13 protein-coding genes are annotated in these 17089 nt (G+C 70.6%); 8 read left to right on the forward strand and 5 right to left on the reverse strand.

Annotated features, from left to right (window positions below):
- Positions 1–11: 11 nt before the first annotated feature.
- Complete coding sequence (gene pgi, locus ACQPZX_RS28845) at positions 12–1637, reverse strand: glucose-6-phosphate isomerase (protein ID WP_433361621.1); 1626 nt, start codon at positions 1635–1637, stop codon at positions 12–14.
- A 141-nt stretch (positions 1638–1778) separates the two neighbouring features.
- On the opposite strand from pgi, the gene ACQPZX_RS28850 reads away from it, so the two are divergent.
- Both ACQPZX_RS28850 and ACQPZX_RS28855 read left to right on the forward strand, forming a co-directional pair.
- The gene (locus tag ACQPZX_RS28850; RefSeq protein WP_433361624.1) at positions 1779–3758 is read left to right on the forward strand and encodes a glycosyltransferase family 39 protein; all 1980 of its coding nucleotides are present in this window, start codon (positions 1779–1781) and stop codon (positions 3756–3758) included.
- A 91-nt stretch (positions 3759–3849) separates the two neighbouring features.
- A complete protein-coding gene (locus ACQPZX_RS28855) occupies positions 3850–5064 on the forward strand; it encodes a benzoate/H(+) symporter BenE family transporter (protein ID WP_433361627.1) in 1215 nt (404 codons plus the stop codon).
- Here ACQPZX_RS28855 and ACQPZX_RS28860 read toward each other — a convergent pair.
- Genes ACQPZX_RS28860 through ACQPZX_RS28870 form a run of 3 tightly spaced genes read right to left on the reverse strand, consistent with a single transcriptional unit; the run spans position 5054 to position 7686 of the window.
- Entirely contained in the window at positions 5054–5452 is a 399-nt protein-coding gene (locus ACQPZX_RS28860; protein WP_433361630.1) for a MazG nucleotide pyrophosphohydrolase domain-containing protein, read from the reverse strand. The two genes, ACQPZX_RS28855 and ACQPZX_RS28860, sit on opposite strands and share 11 nt — an antisense overlap.
- A 10-nt stretch (positions 5453–5462) precedes the next feature.
- Positions 5463–7361: a DUF6596 domain-containing protein gene (locus ACQPZX_RS28865; RefSeq protein WP_433361633.1), complete on the reverse strand. Its 1899-nt coding sequence runs from the start codon at positions 7359–7361 to the stop codon at positions 5463–5465.
- A gap of 4 nt (positions 7362–7365) precedes the next feature.
- A complete protein-coding gene (locus tag ACQPZX_RS28870) occupies positions 7366–7686 on the reverse strand; it encodes a YciI family protein (protein WP_433361636.1) in 321 nt (106 codons plus the stop codon).
- A 142-nt stretch (positions 7687–7828) separates the two neighbouring features.
- Here ACQPZX_RS28870 and ACQPZX_RS28875 point away from each other — a divergent pair, with 142 nt between their 5' ends.
- The gene (locus ACQPZX_RS28875) at positions 7829–8470 is read left to right on the forward strand and encodes a DUF998 domain-containing protein (protein ID WP_433361639.1); all 642 of its coding nucleotides are present in this window, start codon (positions 7829–7831) and stop codon (positions 8468–8470) included.
- A gap of 221 nt (positions 8471–8691) precedes the next feature.
- On the opposite strand, the gene ACQPZX_RS28880 is transcribed toward ACQPZX_RS28875, so the two are convergent.
- Positions 8692–11229 (reverse strand): putative bifunctional diguanylate cyclase/phosphodiesterase, encoded by a 2538-nt coding sequence (locus ACQPZX_RS28880; RefSeq protein WP_433361642.1) that lies wholly within the window; start codon positions 11227–11229, stop codon positions 8692–8694.
- Between the two features lie 468 nt (positions 11230–11697).
- Between ACQPZX_RS28880 and ACQPZX_RS28885 the strand changes: the two genes are divergently transcribed.
- From ACQPZX_RS28885 to ACQPZX_RS28905, 5 genes are all read left to right on the forward strand, one after another.
- Positions 11698–12873 (forward strand): dipeptidase, encoded by a 1176-nt coding sequence (locus tag ACQPZX_RS28885; protein WP_433361645.1) that lies wholly within the window; start codon positions 11698–11700, stop codon positions 12871–12873.
- A 95-nt stretch (positions 12874–12968) separates the two neighbouring features.
- The gene (locus tag ACQPZX_RS28890) at positions 12969–13868 is read left to right on the forward strand and encodes an ABC transporter ATP-binding protein (protein WP_433361648.1); all 900 of its coding nucleotides are present in this window, start codon (positions 12969–12971) and stop codon (positions 13866–13868) included.
- Entirely contained in the window at positions 13865–14599 is a 735-nt protein-coding gene (locus ACQPZX_RS28895) for an ABC transporter permease (protein WP_433361651.1), read from the forward strand. The genes ACQPZX_RS28890 and ACQPZX_RS28895 overlap by 4 nt, the downstream gene beginning before the upstream one ends.
- A 107-nt stretch (positions 14600–14706) precedes the next feature.
- The gene (locus ACQPZX_RS28900) at positions 14707–14973 is read left to right on the forward strand and encodes a hypothetical protein (protein ID WP_433361654.1); all 267 of its coding nucleotides are present in this window, start codon (positions 14707–14709) and stop codon (positions 14971–14973) included.
- A 47-nt stretch (positions 14974–15020) separates the two neighbouring features.
- Entirely contained in the window at positions 15021–17081 is a 2061-nt protein-coding gene (locus ACQPZX_RS28905) for a peptidase M6 immune inhibitor A (protein ID WP_433361657.1), read from the forward strand.
- Positions 17082–17089 lie beyond the last annotated feature (8 nt).

Raw genomic sequence — 17089 nt, forward strand, 5'->3', positions numbered from 1 at the left:
CGACAAAAAGCTCAGCGGCCGCGCGCGGCTCGATACAGCTTGATCAGGTTGTTCGTCGACGAGTCGTCGTCGGCCGCGGCGGTCGAGCCGGTCAGCTTCGGCGCGAGCTGGTTGGCCATCACCTTGCCGAGCTCGACGCCCCACTGGTCGAAGGAGTTGATCTGCCAGATCGTGCCCTCGGTGAAGGTGATGTGCTCGTAGAGGGCGATCAGCTGCCCGAGGATCGACGGCGTCAGCTTGTCGGCCAGGATCGTCGTGGTCGGGTGGTTGCCCTGCATGACGCGGTGCGGCGCGACCTCCTGGCTGCTGCCCTCGGCGAGCACCTGGTCGAGGGTGCGGCCGAAGGCGAGGGCGCCGGTCTGCGCGAAGAAGTTCGACATGAACAGGTCGTGCATGCCGCCGATGTCGTGGTTGGGCTGGGAGAACCCGATGAAGTCGGCCGGGATCATCTTGGTGCCCTGGTGGATGAGCTGGTAGAACGCGTGCTGCCCGTTGGTGCCGGGCTCACCCCAGTACACCTCGCCGGTCTGGTAGGTGGCCGGCGACCCGTCCAGGCGCACCGATTTGCCGTTGCTCTCCATGGTGAGCTGCTGCAGGTAGGCGGCGAAACGGTGCAGGTACTGCGAGTACGGCAGGATCGCGTGCGACTGGGCGCCGAGGAAAGTGTCGTACCAGACGTTGATGAGCCCGAGCAGCGCCGGCACGTTGGACTCGAGCGGAGCCGTACGGAAATGGTCATCGACCTGGTGGTAACCGGCGAGCATGTCGGCGAACTGCTCCTTGCCGATCGCCACCATCACCGACAGGCCCACGGCGCTCGGCAGCGAGTAGCGGCCGCCCACCCAGTCCCAGAAGCCGAACATGTTGGCGGTGTCGATGCCGAAGTCGGCGACCCGCTGAGCGTTCGTCGACACGGCCACGAAATGTTTCGCGACCGCCGCGTCGTCCTTGAGCGTGGCGAGCAGCCAGTTGCGCGCCTCGGTCGCGTTGGTCAGCGTTTCCTGGGTGCCGAAAGTCTTCGACACGATGATGAAAAGTGTCGTGGCCGGGTCGAGGTCGTGGGTCTTCTCGTACAGGTCGGTCGGGTCGATGTTGGAGATGAAGCGGCACTCGATGTCGGGTGTCTTGTAGGCCTTCAGCGCCTCGTACGCCATCACCGGTCCCAGGTCGGACCCGCCGATGCCGATGTTCACGACGGTCTTGATGCGCTGCCCGGTGTGCCCGGTCCACTCCCCCGAGCGCACCTTGTCGCTGAACGCCCCCATCCGGTCGAGCACCTCGTGCACCTCGGCCACCACGTCCTGGCCGTCCACCACCAGCTTCGCGCCGCGCGGCAGCCGCAGCGCGGTGTGCAGCACGGCCCGGTCCTCGGTGACGTTGATGTGCTTGCCCTCGAACATCGCCGCGATGCGCTCGCGCAGCGAAGCTTTCGCGGCCAGCGCCAGCAGCGAGGTCATGACCTCGTCGGTGATCAGGTTCTTGCTGTAGTCCACGGTCAGGTCGGCAACTTTCGCGGTCAGCCGCGCGCCGCGCCCCGGGTCGCTGCCGAACAGGTCACGAAGGTGCACCGCCGAGAACTTCTCCGCGTGGCCCTGCAGGGCCTGCCACTCGGCGCTGTCGGAAACGTGTTCGCTCATTGCCCCAGTCTCTCCCTTGAACCCGGACTCTCCTCGCCATCCTGGCACGAAACGGAGACGCCCGTGGCGTAGCGGTGGTCATAGCGATCGCACAGGCCAGGCACAAGGCGGACGTAGTCGGCGAGCCAAAGCTCAATAGTCATGACGACGTTGATGGAACGCCCCCGGGTGGCTTCGCCGAGACACGGAGCACCACCACCGCCGCCGCCCCGCGCGCGACGATGGCCGGTCCTGGCGCTGCTCGCCGCCACGGCGGTGCTCTACCTGTGGGACCTGGGCGCCTCCGGCTGGGGCAACAGCTTCTACGCCGCCGCCGCGCAGGCCGGCGCGCAAAGCTGGAAGGCCTGGCTGTTCGGCTCGCTCGACGCCGGCAACGCCATCACCGTCGACAAACCGCCCGCCGCCATGTGGGTGATGGGCCTGTCCGCCCGCGTCTTCGGGGTGAACAGCTGGGCAATTCTCGCCCCGCAGGCGCTGATGGGCGTGGCGAGTGTCTACCTGCTGTACGCGACCGTGAAGCGCTGGTTCGGCCAGAACGCGGGCCTGCTCGCCGGCGCCGCCCTCGCGCTGACCCCGGTCGCGGTGCTGATGTTCCGCTACGACAACCCCGACGCGCTGCTGGTGCTGCTGATGACGGCCGGCGCGTACACCACGACCCGGGCTGTCGAGAAAGCTTCGTGGAAATGGCTGGCGCTCACCGGCGTGCTGCTCGGCTTCGGTTTCCTGACGAAGATGATGCAAGCGTTCCTGGTCCTGCCCGGCTTCGCCCTGGTCTACCTGATCGCCGCCCCGACCGGTCTCGGCAAGCGCGTCCGCGACCTGCTGATCGCCGGCCTCGCCCTGGTCGTCTCGGCCGGCTGGTACATCGCGCTCGTCTCGCTCTGGCCCGCGTCGTCCCGCCCGTACATCGCCGGCTCCACCAACAACACGCTGTGGGAGCTCGCGCTCGGCTACAACGGCCTCGGCCGCATCTTCGGCGGCGACGGCAACGGGGGTGGCGGCGGAGGCGGCGGCAACACCGGTTTCGGCGGCTCGACCGGGATCGGCAGGCTCTTCGGTTCCTCGATGGGCACGGAAATTTCCTGGTTGTTGCCGGCCGCGCTGATCGCCCTGGTCGCGGTCCTGGGCATCACCTTCACCGGACCGCGCACCGACCGGGCCCGCGCCGCGGTCGTCATGTGGGGCGGCTGGCTGCTCGTCACCGGCATCACGTTCTCCTACATGAGTGGCACGATCCACCCGTACTACACGGTCGCCCTGGCGCCCGCGATCGCGGCACTCGTCGCGATCGGTGGCCGAATCTTGTGGCTCTACCGCGCGAAACTTTGGGGCCGGGCATTGCTCGCCGCGATGATCCTCGTGACCGCGGCGTGGGGTTCGGTGCTGATGGGACGGGCGGACTGGCTTCCGGCGCTGCGCTGGGCGTCGCTTGCCCTAGGCGTCCTCCTCGCTCTTGTGCTTGTGGTTCCGGCAGCGAAGCTGCGGGGTTTCGCGATAGTTGCGCTCGTCGCCGCGATTCTTTCCGCCGGCGCCTCCGGCGCGGCCTATGCGGCGGCAACAGCTTCCGTCGCCCACACCGGCTCGATCCCTTCTTCCGGCCCGGCAAATTCATCCCGTACGGGCGGAGGAGTCACCAGCCGCATCGGCGGGGCGGGCGGCTTCGGAGGCGCGTCGGGGTCCGGCTCCGCGTCAGGGTCCGGCTCGTCGTCGTCCACCGAGTCGTCGACGGCCCCGAGTGGCGGCCCCGGCGGCGGCGTGGGCGGGATGGGCGGTTCCAGCAGCAACAGCGAGCTGGTCGCCCTGCTCGAGGCCAGCACCACCAAGTGGTCGGCGGCGATCAGCGGCGCCACCTCCGCGGCCGAGCTGGAGCTGGACAGCGGCACCTCGGTGATCGCCCTCGGCGGCTGGAACGGCAGCGACCCGAGCCCGACCCTGGCCGAGTTCCAGGCCTACGTGGCGGCCGGCCAGATCCACTACTACATCTCGGGCGGCGGCATGGGCGGTGGCGGCGGCTCCTCGAGCGACTCGTCGCAGATCGCCTCCTGGGTCGCCGAGCACTACACGGCCACCACGGTCGGCGGCACCACGGTCTACGACCTGACCCAGGCCGCGACCAGCTAGTCGTCACCCGTCCGGAGCCCCGCGCCAGCCAGGCGCGGGGCTCCTTGGTTTAGCATCGCTTTTCGCTTGATGAACCTGCCGGGGAGCGTGCATGACCTTCCTCCGCCGCCTGTCCCGGGTGGCTCCGCTCTCCGCCGTGACCGCCGGCCTGCTCGCCACGCTCATCGGCCTCACCAGCTCGGCGGCGATCGTCTTCTCCGCCGCCCGGGCCGCCGGCGCCGACAGCGATGTGCTGGCCTCCTGGATGCTGGCGCTCGGCGTGGGCATGGGCCTGACCTGCATCGGCCTGTCCCTGCGCTACAAGGCCCCGATCATCACCGCCTGGTCCACGCCCGGCGCCGCGCTGCTCGCCACCGGCCTCGACGGCCTGAACCTGCGCGAGGCCACCGGAGCCTTCCTGATCTCGGCGGCCCTGATCACCCTCAGCGGCGTGACCGGCTGGTTCGCCCGCGTGATGAGCCGCGTCCCGGTCTCCCTGGCGGCCGCGCTGCTGGCCGGCGTGCTGGTCCAGTTCGGCTCGGCGCTGTTCGGCAGCATGGAGAACGACTTCGCCCTGGTCTTCACCATGTTCGCGGTCTACCTGGTGTGCCGCCGCCTGCTCCCCCGCTACGCCGTCCTCGCGGCCCTCGCCGCCGGCATCGCGGTGGCGGCCGCGCTCGGCGAGATGCACCTGTCCTCGGTCGACCTGGCCTTCGCCAAGCCGGTCTTCACCGCGCCCTCGTTCTCCTGGCAGGCCGCGATCGGCGTGGCCCTCCCGCTGTTCGTCGTCACGATGGCCTCACAGAACCTCCCCGGCGTCGCGGTCCTGCGCAACGACGGCTATGACGTCCCGGTCTCCCCGCTGATCACCTGGACCGGCGTCACCAACTTCGTGCTCGCCCCGTTCGGCGCCTTCGGCCTCAACCTGGCCGCCATCACCGCCGCGATCTGCACCGGCCCGCAGGCCCACCCCGACCCGCGCCGCCGCTACCTCGCGGGCGTCTGGGCCGGCGTCTTCTACCTGGTGATCGGCGCGCTGGGCGCGACGGTCGGCTCGCTGCTGCTCGCCCTGCCCGCCCCCATGGTCCTCGGCATCGCCGGGATCGGGCTGCTGGGCACGATCGGCTCCTCACTGACCTCAGCGCTCAGCGACACCCGCTGGCGCGAGGCGGCGGTGGTCACCTTCCTCGCCACGGCGTCGGGCGTGAAACTGCTCGGCATCGGCTCGGCCTTCTGGGGGCTGATCGCGGGGCTGCTGACGGCCGCGGCGACCGGCGCGATAAGCCGGCGCGCCAAGGAAGCCGATACCCCAGCGGTCACTCGCTGAACAGCGCGGCCAGATCCGGCGGGCGGAAGTTCGGCCCCTTCTGCACCTTGCCGTCGAGCACCACCGGACGGCCGTCCTCGCCGAGCTTGCTCATATTGGCCCGGTGCACCTCGGCGATCACGGCGTCCAGGTCGATGCCGTGGGTGATCGCCGTGCCGTAGGCGACGTACACGACGTCGGCGAGCTCGCGCGCCAACTCGGCCAGGCGCCGCGGCGACGGGTCGAGCTGGGCAGCCGCGGACGCCTCGGCCACCTCGCCGACCTCCTCGTCGAGCAGGCGCTGCCGGACGGCGGCCCGCTCGGGCGGAATCGGGGTGGGCCGGTCGGGGTGCTCCAGCCCGAACACCTCGTGGAACTCCCGGACCATCCGCCACGGCGACTCGCTCACGCCGGGCACCCTATCCCGCGCGCAGCGACCGCAGCGTGAACCCGGAGGCCCGCTTGAAGAGATACTCGGCACGCTCGTAGGACAGGCGGGCGCGCCCGGTGTGCGGGCACCGGTCCGCGGTCGCGGATGGCGCCGGCCGGCGATCGGTGAGAAACAACGGGCCGGCCGTGCGATCCGCTACCAGCGAGGGCAGAAGTTTCGCGGTCCCGGACCGCCACGTCACCCACCGGCCGCCGACGCGGGCGCGCCGATCCTCCAGGTCGAGGTCTTCCACGTTGAGGGCCAGCACGGCGGTCACGGCGGCCGACGACTCGTGCAACAGGCGCCAGAAAGTTCGCTCCCGCACGGAGTGAGCCGCCTCGGAAAACAGCGCCGCGAAAGTTTCCGCCGGGATCGGTGAAGCCGGCGCGACAGTTTCCGCCCGGCGGGTCAGCGCATCGGCCAGCGTCGGCAGCGACGAGAAGGCGGCGAAGGACCTCAGCGTGGCGCGATGCCGGTTCCACGTCTTCGCGGCCGCGCCGCCCCACGCCGTCGTGCACACCTCGGCCAACCGCTCGGCGGTCAGCTCGTCGAGCGGCAGGCTCTCCCCCAACGCCCGGCTCAACCGCTCGAAAGTCTGCCGATACGACCGCACCGAAGCCGCGTCGAGGTCGTCGCGCGAAAGAAACGCGGAAACGGCCTCGCCCAAGGTGGCAATGGCGGGCGAAATTTCGCCCATCTCCCAGGCCCGGCGGCGCAGAAACTCGCGCTCGGACTCATTGCGGGTCAGGGTCAGCGCCCGCTCGAACTCCCGGCGCGCCTCCTCTCGCCGCGACAGCCGGGCGAGCAGGTCACCGCGCACGGACGGCAGCAGGTGATAGTCGCGCAACGACGAATCGGTCAGCAGCTCGTCGGCCTCGGCCAGCCCCGCCGCCGGCCCCCGCGCCATGCCGATCGCCACGGCCCGGTTGAGGCGCACCACCGGCGTCGGCAGCAGCCGCGCCAGCGCGTCATACAGCGTCGCGATGCGGGCCCAATCCGTCTCGGCGGCCGACGACGCCTGCGCATGACAGACGGCGATCGCGGCCTGCAGCACATAAGGCCCCGGCGGCGCGTTCAGCGCCCGGGCCCGCAGCATCGCGGCGAAACCACGCTTGATGAGCAGATGGTCCCAGCGACCGCGGTTCTGCTCGTGCAGCAGGATCAGCTCGCCCGACGGGCCGATCCGGGCCGCCGACCGGGACGCCTGCAACTCCATCAGCGCCACCAGGCCGTGCACCTCTGCCTCGTCCGGCGCGAGCTCGGCGAGCATCCGGCCCAGGCGCAACGCCTCCCGGCACAGATCCGCCCGGATCAGATCCTGACCCGCCGTCGCCGCATAACCCTCGTTGAAGACCAGGTAAAGAACCTCCAACACCGAGTCGAGCCGCCCCGGCGACGTTTGTTTCGCGAAATCCACACCCTCATCGGCCAGCGTTTGTTTCGCGGCCGCGATCCGCCGCACCACCTGCGGCTCGTCCAGCAGGAAGGCACGGGCGATCTCCGCCGCGGACAGGCCGGCGACCAGGCGCAGGGTCAGCGCGACGCGCGCTTCGCGCGTCAGCGCCGGGTGACAGCAGACGAACATCAAGCGCAGTACGTCGTCTTGCGGTTCAAAACTTTCCGCGTACGGCACATCGCCGTCCATCGCGAAGTTTCGTTGTTCCCGGCGAATGTGGTCGATGGCCCGGCGCCTGGCGACAGTCGTCAGCCAGGCGCCGGGGTTGTCGGGGACACCCGCCGTCGGCCACTGCTCGAGGGCGGCGACCAGGGCGTCCTGGGCGAGCTCCTCGGCCAGCCCGACGTCGTGCACGAGCCGGGCCAGACCGCCCACGATCTTCGCGGACTCCAGCTTCCAGACCGCGTCGATCGTGCGGTGGACGTCGGGCATCTCGCTAGCCGAAGACCTGCTGCATGGTGCTCTCCCCATCGCCGACGATCTTGCGGAAGCGGCGGCCCAGCTCGATCGCCTCCTCCTTCGAGCCGACCTCGATCAGCGCGAAGCCGGCCGCGGCCTCCTTCGCCTCGGCGAACGGCCCGTCGGTGACGGTGATCTCGTCACCCTCCGAGCGCATGGTGACGCCGCCGGGCTCGAGGCCGCCGGTGGCCAGCAGGACGCCGGCCGCGGTGAGCTCCTCGATGAACGCCCCCATGTCGGCGAAGAGCTTCGCGTCGGGCGGGGTGGCCGAAGGCTTCGAAATCATCAGGTAACGCATCGTTCTGCTCCTCGGGTGAGGTCGGTGTGTCGCGGACACCCCTTCGTCGGCTCAGCATAACGACAGGGAATGGCGGCCGTTCCCTGTCGCATCGGCGAGCCGACGTCAGGACAGACACCAAACTTTCCAGGAGGAACCAGTCATGTCCGCAGTTGCTGCTTTCGCTGCCGTTCCCACCACCCGCAGCCGCACCCGTTCCCTGCTCCTCGCCGGCGCCGTCGCCGCGCCGCTGTGGGCCGGCGTCTCGCTCGTCCAGGCGTTCACCCGCGACGGATTCGACATCACCCGGCACCCGCTGAGCATGCTGAGCACCGGTTCGCTGGGCTGGCTGCAGATCGCCAACTTCCTGATCGCGGGCGCCTTGATGGTCGCCGGCGCGGTCGGCCTGCGCGACGTTGTCGACAGCCGCTGGGCGCCGCGCCTGCTGGCCGTCAGCGGCGCGGGAGTGTTCGCCGCCGGCATCTTCACGATGGACCCCGCCGACGGTTTCCCGGCCGGTACGCCCGCCGGCCCCGGGGTTCTTTCGTGGCACAGTTTCGCGCACTTCGGCAGCGGCACCATCGCCTTCGGCACCCTGATCGCCGCCTGCTACGTCCTGGCCCGCCACTTCGCCCGCTCCGGCGACCGCCGCCGCGCCCTGGCCTCGGCCGCCGCCGGCACGGCCCTGCTGCTCGGCAACGGCTGGGCGATGTCGGGCGGCACGGCAGGCTCGCTGACCCTGGCGATCGGCGCGATCACCGCGATGCTCTGGGTCTCGGCCCTCTGCGCCCAGCGCCTGCGCTGACTGAAGCCGGCGACCCGCAGCGGCATCGATCCCCTACCGGAAACTTTCGCCCCGCACCGGAAAACCGGTGCGGGGCTTGTTTTTGCCCGCCGGGACAGCCCGGCGGCCGCGCGCGGAGGGTGACCCGGCAGCCAGCCGGGCGCCGCGGCGGGTGCTTCACCGACCGCGTACCAAATGGGTATTGCTGGTCGCTCTGTCTTCGGCTTCCTAGGAGGCTAGGTTCATGCGGGGACCGGGAAGGGCAAGCCTCGGTCCAGGAGTTTTGTCGCGTCGGTGGCTGGGAGCGGGCGCGAGAGCAGGTAGCCCTGTGCGAAATCGCAGCCCATTTCCTGCAGGATCGCGAGTTGAGTTTCGTTCTCGATGCCCTCGGCGACCGTGTGCATGCCGAAGCGCTGCCCCAAGCGGACGATGGTGCGCACGAGCGCCTCGTCCTCGCTCTCGCCGCCGAGCCGGTCCACGAAGGAGCGGTCGATCTTGAGCACGTCCATCGGGAAGCGGCGCAGGTAGGCCAGCGACGAGTAGCCGGTGCCGAAATCGTCCATCGCGAGCATGACGCCGAGAGCCTTCAGCGACACGATGCGTGACAGATTCTCGTCGGTGTCGGTGAGCAGAACACTCTCCGTCATCTCCAGGCACAGCTGTCCGGGCGGCATCCCGGTCTCGGCGAGCACGGCCGCGACCATCGCCGCGACATCGCCGTCCTCGAACTGGCGCACCGAGAGGTTGACCGCCATCTTCAGCGGGCGGCCCCACGCGACGGCCTGCCGGCACGCCTCGGTGAGCACCCATCGGCCCAGCGGAACGATGAGTCCGGTGGCCTCGGCGACGCCGATGAAGTCGAGCGGCGGCACCATCCCGCGGGTCGGGTGCTGCCAGCGGACCAGCGCCTCGAAGCCGAAGATCTCGCCGGTGCGCAGGTCGACCTTGGGCTGGTAGTGCAGCACGAGCTCGTCCCGCTCGAGGGCGAGACGCAGGTCGGCGGCGAGCTCGAGCCGGCGCGTCAACGCATCGTGCATGCTCGGGTCGTACACCCGGTAACCGTCGCCGCCTGCGTCCTTGGCCCGGTACATGGCCAGGTCGGCGTCGCGCTGCAGTTGCTCGATGTCGCCGGCGTCGGCGGCCGACGCGATGCCGATCGAGGCGCTCACGTGCAGCTCGCGGTCGTCGACGAGGATCGGCGCGGCGAGCGCGGCGATGATCTCCATGGCGGTCATCTCGGCGTCGTCGCGGGCGTTGTCGGCCTCGACGATCACCGCGAACTCGTCGCCGCCGAGGCGCGCCACCACGCGCGGCGCGGGCAGCAACTTTCGCAGCCTTTCGGCAACGTGCACGAGCAAGTGGTCGCCGGCGTCGTGGCCGAGGCTGTCGTTGATCTCCTTGAAGCCGTCGAGGTCCAGGAAAAGAATCGCGATCCGCGAGCACGAGTTGCGCTCGGCCGACTCGGCCAGCCGCTCGCGGAAGCCGGCCCGGCTGGCCAGCCCGGTCAGCCCGTCGTAGTAGGCCTCCTGGCGCAGGCGGTCCTGCAGCACCTGGGCCTCGCTGACGTCACGGGTGTTGAAGACCAGGCCCTGGACATACGGGTCGTCCAGCAGGTTCGTGATGGTCATCTCGGCGAGCCGGGCCTGCCCGTCCGCGTGCCACAGCATGATCTCGAAAGTGGTGGTCGCGCCCGGGGTGTTCTTGACCTCGTCGATCGCGGCCACGACCCGCGCGCCCACCTTCTTGCCGGCAAGGTCGCAGAAACTTTTCCCGATCAGGTGCGAAGCCGGGTAGCCGAAGATTCGCTCGATCGACTCGGACTGGTAGCGCACTGTCGAGTCGGCCTCGAGGATCGCCATCGAGTCGCTGCTCTGCTCGACGAGCGCGCGGAACCGCAACTCGCGGGCGTGCAGGTCGGCGGCGCGCTCGGTGACACGCTGCTCCAGTTGCCGGGCGAGCCGGCGGCTCTCCAGCATCAGCAGCGCCTGCCGCACCACGATCAGGCCGATGCAGATCGACCGGGTCCAGTTCCCCACGGTGCTGGGCGAGCCGCCCATGGCGAGCCGCACGGTGCCGACGATCAAGCCCAGGACCACGACCGCGTACGGCAGCAGCATGGTCATCGATCGCCGCTCGTCGCGTTCGACCTCGTCGTCGGCCCCGGTGTGCCCGAGGACGGCGGCGAGGCCCAGCAACGCGAATCCGGCGAGCCACCCGGCCGCGCTGAGCCGGTCGTAGCCGCCGTGGCCGAGGCTGCCGGCGACGGCCACGGTGAGCAGGGCGCTGCTGGCGAGGGTGAGGGCTCGCAGGTCGGGAACGCCACGGCGCAGCCGCGCAAGCCCGGCGAGGGCGACGGTGCCGAGCACGACATCGCCGATCGCATACACCGCGTGGGCCTGGTTGTGCAGCACGTGGTAGCTGAGGGCGACCAGCGACGACCCGATCATCAGGGTGTCGGTGAAGCCGCGGACCTTCTCGAGGGTCGACCGGTCCGGGACCGGCGCGTAGAACATCGCCGGCACCAGCAGCATCATGGCGAAGTAGCCCGGGGTGGGCACGCCGGGCAGCCCACCCGCGAGAGCGCCGAGGCCGAGACCGGCCCAGGCGACCCGCATCCGGCCCTGCCGCCGACCGGCCCGCACCAGGCAGGCCACGGCCGCGCCGAGGGCGATCAGGCCGGTCGCGATGTGGGTGGCCGCAAGCGGGGCCGTGTAAGCCAATGCGCAGGCCAGTGCGAGCACGATCGCGATCGCTACGGGAACGGGACGCCGAACAGTCACCCGACTCCCTCCCCCGTCGTGCCTGACAAAGCCGTCGGGTCACAGAATCGGGCGGGAGGGTGGCTACCTGAGAGATTCGGGAGCCTGTGCCGAGAAGCGCGGGGCGGCCCGGATATCCGGAGCCGCCCCGCGTGGGATCACTTCTTCTTCTTGTTCTTCTTGTCCTTCTTCGACTTCTTCGACTTCTTAGCCATGATGGGCCTCCCTCCGACGCCGTCGGTCACGCGACCGCTTCGCGCGCAACGGATTCCGCATCGCGCGGGCCGCCGAATGTGGGCGGCGGCCGTTCGTTAACAATACGGAAACGGCAGCCGTCTTGGGCCCATCTCAAGATGAACAAACTGGCGATCTGATCTACCTCAAACTCGCGTGAGTGCCCACGAAAGCGACGCCAAAGTCCGCCGGGGCCCCGCTTTCCCGGCGAACGAGTTGCGCGACGGCGGCCCGGCGGGTAGCCAGATTCTCATGATGCCGATCGTCGACGGGCACAACGACCTGCCCCTGCAACTGCGCGCCCGCTTCGGTTACCGGGTCGGGGGCCTCGACGAGCCCCGCCCCGAGCTGCAGACCGACATCCCCCGGCTGCGCGCCGGCCGGGTGGGCGGCCAGTTCTGGTCGGTGTACGTGCCGTCCTCGCTGCCCGAGCCCGAGGCCGTGGTTTCGACGATGGAGCAGGTCGACGCCGTCTACCGGATGGCTGCGGCCTATCCCGACGACCTTGCGATCGCCTACACCGCCGACGACGTCGAGCGGATCATCGGCGAGGGCCGGATCGCCTCGCTGATCGGCATCGAGGGCGGCCACAGCATCGCCACGTCGCTCGGCGTGCTACGCGCGTTCGCCCGCCTGGGCGTGCGGTACATGACCCTCACCCACAACCACAACACCTCGTGGGCCGACTCGGCGGCCGCCGAGCCCGCGGTAGAAGGGCTGAACGACGACGGCCGCGCGGTGGTCCGGGAGATGCAGCGGATCGGCATGCTCGCCGACCTCTCCCACGTCGCGCCGGTCACCATGCACGCCGCTCTGGACACTGCTTTCGCTCCGGTCATCTTCAGCCACTCCGGCTCCCGCGCCGTCCACGACCATCCCCGCAACGTGCCCGACGATGTGCTGACCCGCCTGCGGGACAACGGCGGCGTCGTCCAGCTCACCTTCGTCGCCCCCTTCGTCTCGGCCGAGGCCCGCGCCTGGATGGCCGCCGCCGACGCCGAGTGGCGGCGGCTCGGCCTGCCCGACCCGCTCACCACCTGGCCGCGCGCGCCGCGCCCGGCCGAGGACCCGGCCACCATGCCGCCGAGCCGGGAGGCGGATCCCGAGGCCCAGCCCGCCTTCCGCGCCTGGGTGGCGGCCAACCCCCGGCCGGTCGTCACGGTCGCCCAGGTCGCCGATCACGTCGACCACGCCCGGGACGTGGCCGGCGTCGACCACGTCGGCCTCGGCGGCGACTTCGACGGCACGACCGAGCTGCCCGACGGGCTGTCCGACGTATCCGGGTATCCCCGACTGCTCACCGAGCTCTCCTCCCGTGGCTGGTCGGAGGCCGACCTCGACAAGCTGGCCGGCCGCAACATCCTGCGCGTGCTCCGCGAGGCCGAGCGCCTCGCGCAGGAACCACTCTGGCCCCTTTCGCCCGCGCGCTGATACCGACCAAAGTCGACGGTTTCATCGACCTTCGGCGGCCGGCGTCGACCTCTGGCCGTCGCCGCGTCCCGGCCCGCCCCCGCACCCTGAGACGCATGATCAGGGTCGAGCACCTCACGAAGAGATACGGGAGTCACCCCGCCGTCGACGACGTGTCGTTCACCTGCGAGCCGGGCACGGTGACCGGGTTCCTCGGGCCCAACGGGGCCGGCAAGTCCACCACCATGCGCATGATCTGCGGGCTCACCCCGCCCACCTCCGGCGCCGCGACCGTGTGCGGCGTCCCCTACCGCCGGCTCGGCAACCCGGGCCGGCAGATCGGCGTCCTGCTCGACGCCTCCGCCCAGCACGGCGGCCGCACCGGCCGCGAGGTGCTCGCCCTCGCCGCGCTCACCATGGGTGTCGGCCGGGGCCACGCCGACCGGGCGCTGGAGCGCGTCGGTCTCAACGCGACGGCCGCCCGCCGCCGGGTGCGGCGGTACTCGCTCGGCATGCGCCAGCGCCTCGGCCTGGCCCACGCCCTGCTCGGCGACCCGGCGGTGCTGATCCTCGACGAGCCGGCCAACGGGCTCGATCCCGAGGGCATCTTCTGGATGCGGGGGCTGCTGCGCGAGTTCGCCGACCGCGGCGGCACCGTGCTGCTCTCGTCCCATCTGCTGCGCGAGGTGGAGGCGGTGGCCGACCATCTGGTCGTGATCGGCGGCGGCCGCGTCGTCGCCGAGGGCGCCCGCGACGATCTGCTCGCCTCGGCCGGCACGCTGGTCCGGGCCCTCGACCCGGCCGCGCTCGCCGCGGCGCTCGACCGAGCCGGCCTGGCCGGCACGCCGACGACTGACGGGGGTGTCGTCGTCCGCGGCGGCGCCGAGGCGATCGGCCGGGCCGCGGCCGAGTCCGGCGTGGCGCTGGTCGAGCTGCGGCCGGCCGGCTCCGGCGGGCTGGAGCAGATCTTCCTCGAGCTGACCGCCGGCGAGTCGGTGCGGGAGGCGGTCCGATGAGCATCCCGCTCCCCCGCCTCACGCTGGTCGAGCTGCGCAAGCTCGCCGATACCCGGGCCGGCCTGTGGATGCTGGTCCTGATCGCGCTCGGCGTCGTCGGCACGGCGGTGATCCTGCTCGGCTGGGCGCCCGACGAGGAGCAGACCTTCGCCGACTTCTTCGCCTTCGGCCTGGCGCCGTCGACGGTCCTGCTGCCGGTGCTCGGCATCCTGTCGATGACCGGCGAGTGGTCCCAGCGCACCGCGCTGACCACCTTCGCCCTGGTCCCGTCGCGCCTGCGGGTGGTCACGGCCAAGCTGGCGGCCGGGGTGCTGATCGCGCTCGCCACAACGGCGGTGACGTTGCTGTTCGCCGCCGCGGCCAACGTGCTCGCGGCGGCGCTGGGCGGCGACGGCGGCTGGCACGTCGACGGGTCGCTGATCTGGCAGGGCGCGCTGACCGAGGTGCTGTTCCTCATGGTGGGCATGGCGTTCGGCGCGCTGCTGCAGAATTCGCCGCTGGCCATCGTCGCGTTCTTCGCGCTGCCGACGATCTGGGGGATCCTGCGCGAGACGATCAAGTCGCTGGAACGGGTCTCGGGCTGGCTCGACCTCGGCCTGACCTCCGGGCCGCTGTCCGAGCCGTCGATGACCGCCGGGGAGTACGGGCGGCTCGCGGTGTCCTGCCTGGTCTGGGTGGCGCTGCCGCTGGTCCTCGGCTCGTGGCGGATCCTGCGCCGCGAGATCGCCTGACGTCCGTGGACGGCCCGGGTTGGCCCGGTCCCGCCGGGCCAACCCGGCCGCGCGTAGCCTGATGCCCGGCCGGTTTGCCGCCGACACGACAGGGGTACGCGCCGGACATGCCCATCGGAGCCCAGCCGCCGGGCCGTCGCGGGACGGCCGACGAGCCGTACAGCGCGCTGAACCTGCGGCTGATCCTGGCCGCGTTCGGCTTCGTCGTGTGCACCCTGCTGGCGATCTGGTTGTTCCACGCCGGCTGGACAGTGCCGGGCTGGCTGCTGCTCGCCTGGGCCGTGGTCGCGGTCGTCGACATGGTCGTGGTGCAGTTCCGGCGCCGGGCGCGCCGCCGCGCGGAAGGCGACGGCCACCACTCCCTGTTCGAATAGCGCGTGTTGCGCCTGGCCTGGTCGCGTGGCGGGTAGCGTCCATTTTCATGGATCGTGTCCGTTTTGCAACCTTCGCGCTGACCGCCGTGGTCTCGTCGCTTTTGTCCGTGCCGGCCCCGGCCACCGCCGCGCGGCCGGCTCCCGTGTCCGACACCCGCGAGCTCACCCGCACGCGATTCACCCTCGACGGCAAACCGCTGCCCGAGCATCCCCGGTACCGCAAGCGGCCCGAGTCGCGCGCCGCCGTGGGCACGCCGGCGATCGGCACCGTCCGCGAGTGGATGGGTCTCGACGACGTCGCCGGCCGGTACTACCCGAAGAGCTACAAGCTGCGCGCCGTCGGCAAGCACATCGAGGTGTGGGTGGCCGAGGACCTCGCGTTCCCGGCCAAGGACTGCCGCAAGAACTCCATCGACGTGAGCGACGCCCGGATCGCGGGCCTGATCCACGAGTTCGACGACACGATCTATCCGAAGGAGACCGCCACCTTCAGCACCCCGCCCGGCCGCGACGGCACGAACGCGGCCCTCGAGGGTGACTACACCGGCGACGCGGACAAGACGGTCACGCTCGTCGACAACATCCGCGACGACAACTACTTCACCTTCCCCAAGGCGGTCACCTACGTCGCCGGGTTCTTCTCGGCCCAGCTCAACGAGATGTTCGACCGCAACGTCATGACCATCGACGCGTACGACTGGAAGCACCGGCTGGGCGCGGCGCCCGCCGACGACCCCACCGACGATCTGTGCACCAGCCGCCCGGCCCGTCCGCGGCTGTACGAGGCGACCTTCGCCCACGAATGGCAGCACCTGCTGGAGTACTACGCCGATCCCGCCGAGGTGTCCTGGGTCAACGAGGGCCTGTCCGACTTCGCGCAGACGCTGACCGGCTACGTCGACGGCAAGGCGACCGTCAACGACCCCGGCAACGACAGTCACCTGGTCTGCTACCAGGGGTTCGGCAACGTCAAGACGAAGTACAACGCCAACCCGCGCGAGTGCGGCGGCCCGCAGAACTCGCTGAACCTGTGGGACGAGGGCACGCCGACCGAGGTGCTCGCCGACTACGGCATCACCTACTCGTTCATGCTCTACCTGCGGGACCGCTTCGGCCTGGGCGTGATCACGATGCTGCACCGCGACGGCGTGCGGCAGGGCCTGGCCGGCGTGCAGGCGGCGCTGCCCACCGGGACCACCCTCTACGACGTGCTGCACGACTTCCAGACGATGACGCTGGTCGACAAGATCGTCGGCGAGGACGGCGGGCAGATGATCGGCGCCCCGCTGAGCCAGGTCACCGCGAAGAGCCTGCGGTCCACGATCAACCTCGCCAACAAGGCGGATTACGACGTTCTCGGGGCCGCGCCCAACGGCGCCGACTTCGTGCCGCTGCCGACCCCGCTCAAGTCCGTGTCGTTCGAGGGCGCGCCGACGCTGCCGCCGCTGCCGACCGGCTGGTCGGTCGCCGGCAAGACGCTGTTCTCCGGCAACACGAACGGGCTCGACTCGCAGGCGGTTCTCCCGGTCACCGTCCCGGCGGCCGCCGACGCGACCCTGAAGCTCGAGACGTCCTACGCCATCGAGGACTCCTACGACTTCGCGTACGTGACGATCTCCACCAACGGCGGCCGGACCTACACCGCGGTGACCGGGGATCGGACGGTGCCGGGGCCGCTGGGTCCGGGCCTGACGGCCGCGAGCGCCGGCGTGGTCACGGCGAGCTACAACCTCAAGCCGTACGCCGGGAAGAAGGTGCTCCTGGGTCTCAGGTACGTCACCGACGCCGCCGTGAGCCGGGGCGGATGGCGGATCGGGAAGATCACCCTGGGCAAGAAGACGCTCAGTGACGGCACCAGCCTGGAAGCCTGGCGATCCCCGACGGCGATCGTGCCGACCCCGGTGCACGCCTGGCACCTGAGCCTGGTCGGCATCGACGGCAAGCGCGCCCGGATCGTTCCCGTCGACAAGTTCGCCGAGCTCAAGGCGTACGCGAAGGTGGTGGCGATTGTCGCTTTTGACGAGCCGAGCGAGAACGTCAGGCAATACGCGCCCTACCGCCTGGTGGTCAACGGCGCGGTCCAGCCTGGCGGTGGCTTAAAACGTTGACACTGTCA

Origin of the sequence: Actinoplanes sp. CA-142083 (genome assembly GCF_050942195.1) — a bacterium.
Lineage (GTDB): Bacteria > Actinomycetota > Actinomycetes > Mycobacteriales > Micromonosporaceae > Actinoplanes.

Coding starts and splice junctions, on each gene's coding strand:
- pgi (WP_433361621.1), bottom strand. CDS start 1,637: ATGAGCGAACACGTTTCCGACAGCGCCGAGTGGCAGGCCCTGCAGGGC.
- ACQPZX_RS28850 (WP_433361624.1), top strand. CDS start 1,779: ATGACGACGTTGATGGAACGCCCCCGGGTGGCTTCGCCGAGACACGGA.
- ACQPZX_RS28855 (WP_433361627.1), top strand. CDS start 3,850: ATGACCTTCCTCCGCCGCCTGTCCCGGGTGGCTCCGCTCTCCGCCGTG.
- ACQPZX_RS28865 (WP_433361633.1), bottom strand. CDS start 7,361: ATGCCCGACGTCCACCGCACGATCGACGCGGTCTGGAAGCTGGAGTCC.
- ACQPZX_RS28870 (WP_433361636.1), bottom strand. CDS start 7,686: ATGCGTTACCTGATGATTTCGAAGCCTTCGGCCACCCCGCCCGACGCG.
- ACQPZX_RS28875 (WP_433361639.1), top strand. CDS start 7,829: ATGTCCGCAGTTGCTGCTTTCGCTGCCGTTCCCACCACCCGCAGCCGC.
- ACQPZX_RS28885 (WP_433361645.1), top strand. CDS start 11,698: ATGCCGATCGTCGACGGGCACAACGACCTGCCCCTGCAACTGCGCGCC.
- ACQPZX_RS28890 (WP_433361648.1), top strand. CDS start 12,969: ATGATCAGGGTCGAGCACCTCACGAAGAGATACGGGAGTCACCCCGCC.
- ACQPZX_RS28895 (WP_433361651.1), top strand. CDS start 13,865: ATGAGCATCCCGCTCCCCCGCCTCACGCTGGTCGAGCTGCGCAAGCTC.
- ACQPZX_RS28900 (WP_433361654.1), top strand. CDS start 14,707: ATGCCCATCGGAGCCCAGCCGCCGGGCCGTCGCGGGACGGCCGACGAG.
- ACQPZX_RS28905 (WP_433361657.1), top strand. CDS start 15,021: ATGGATCGTGTCCGTTTTGCAACCTTCGCGCTGACCGCCGTGGTCTCG.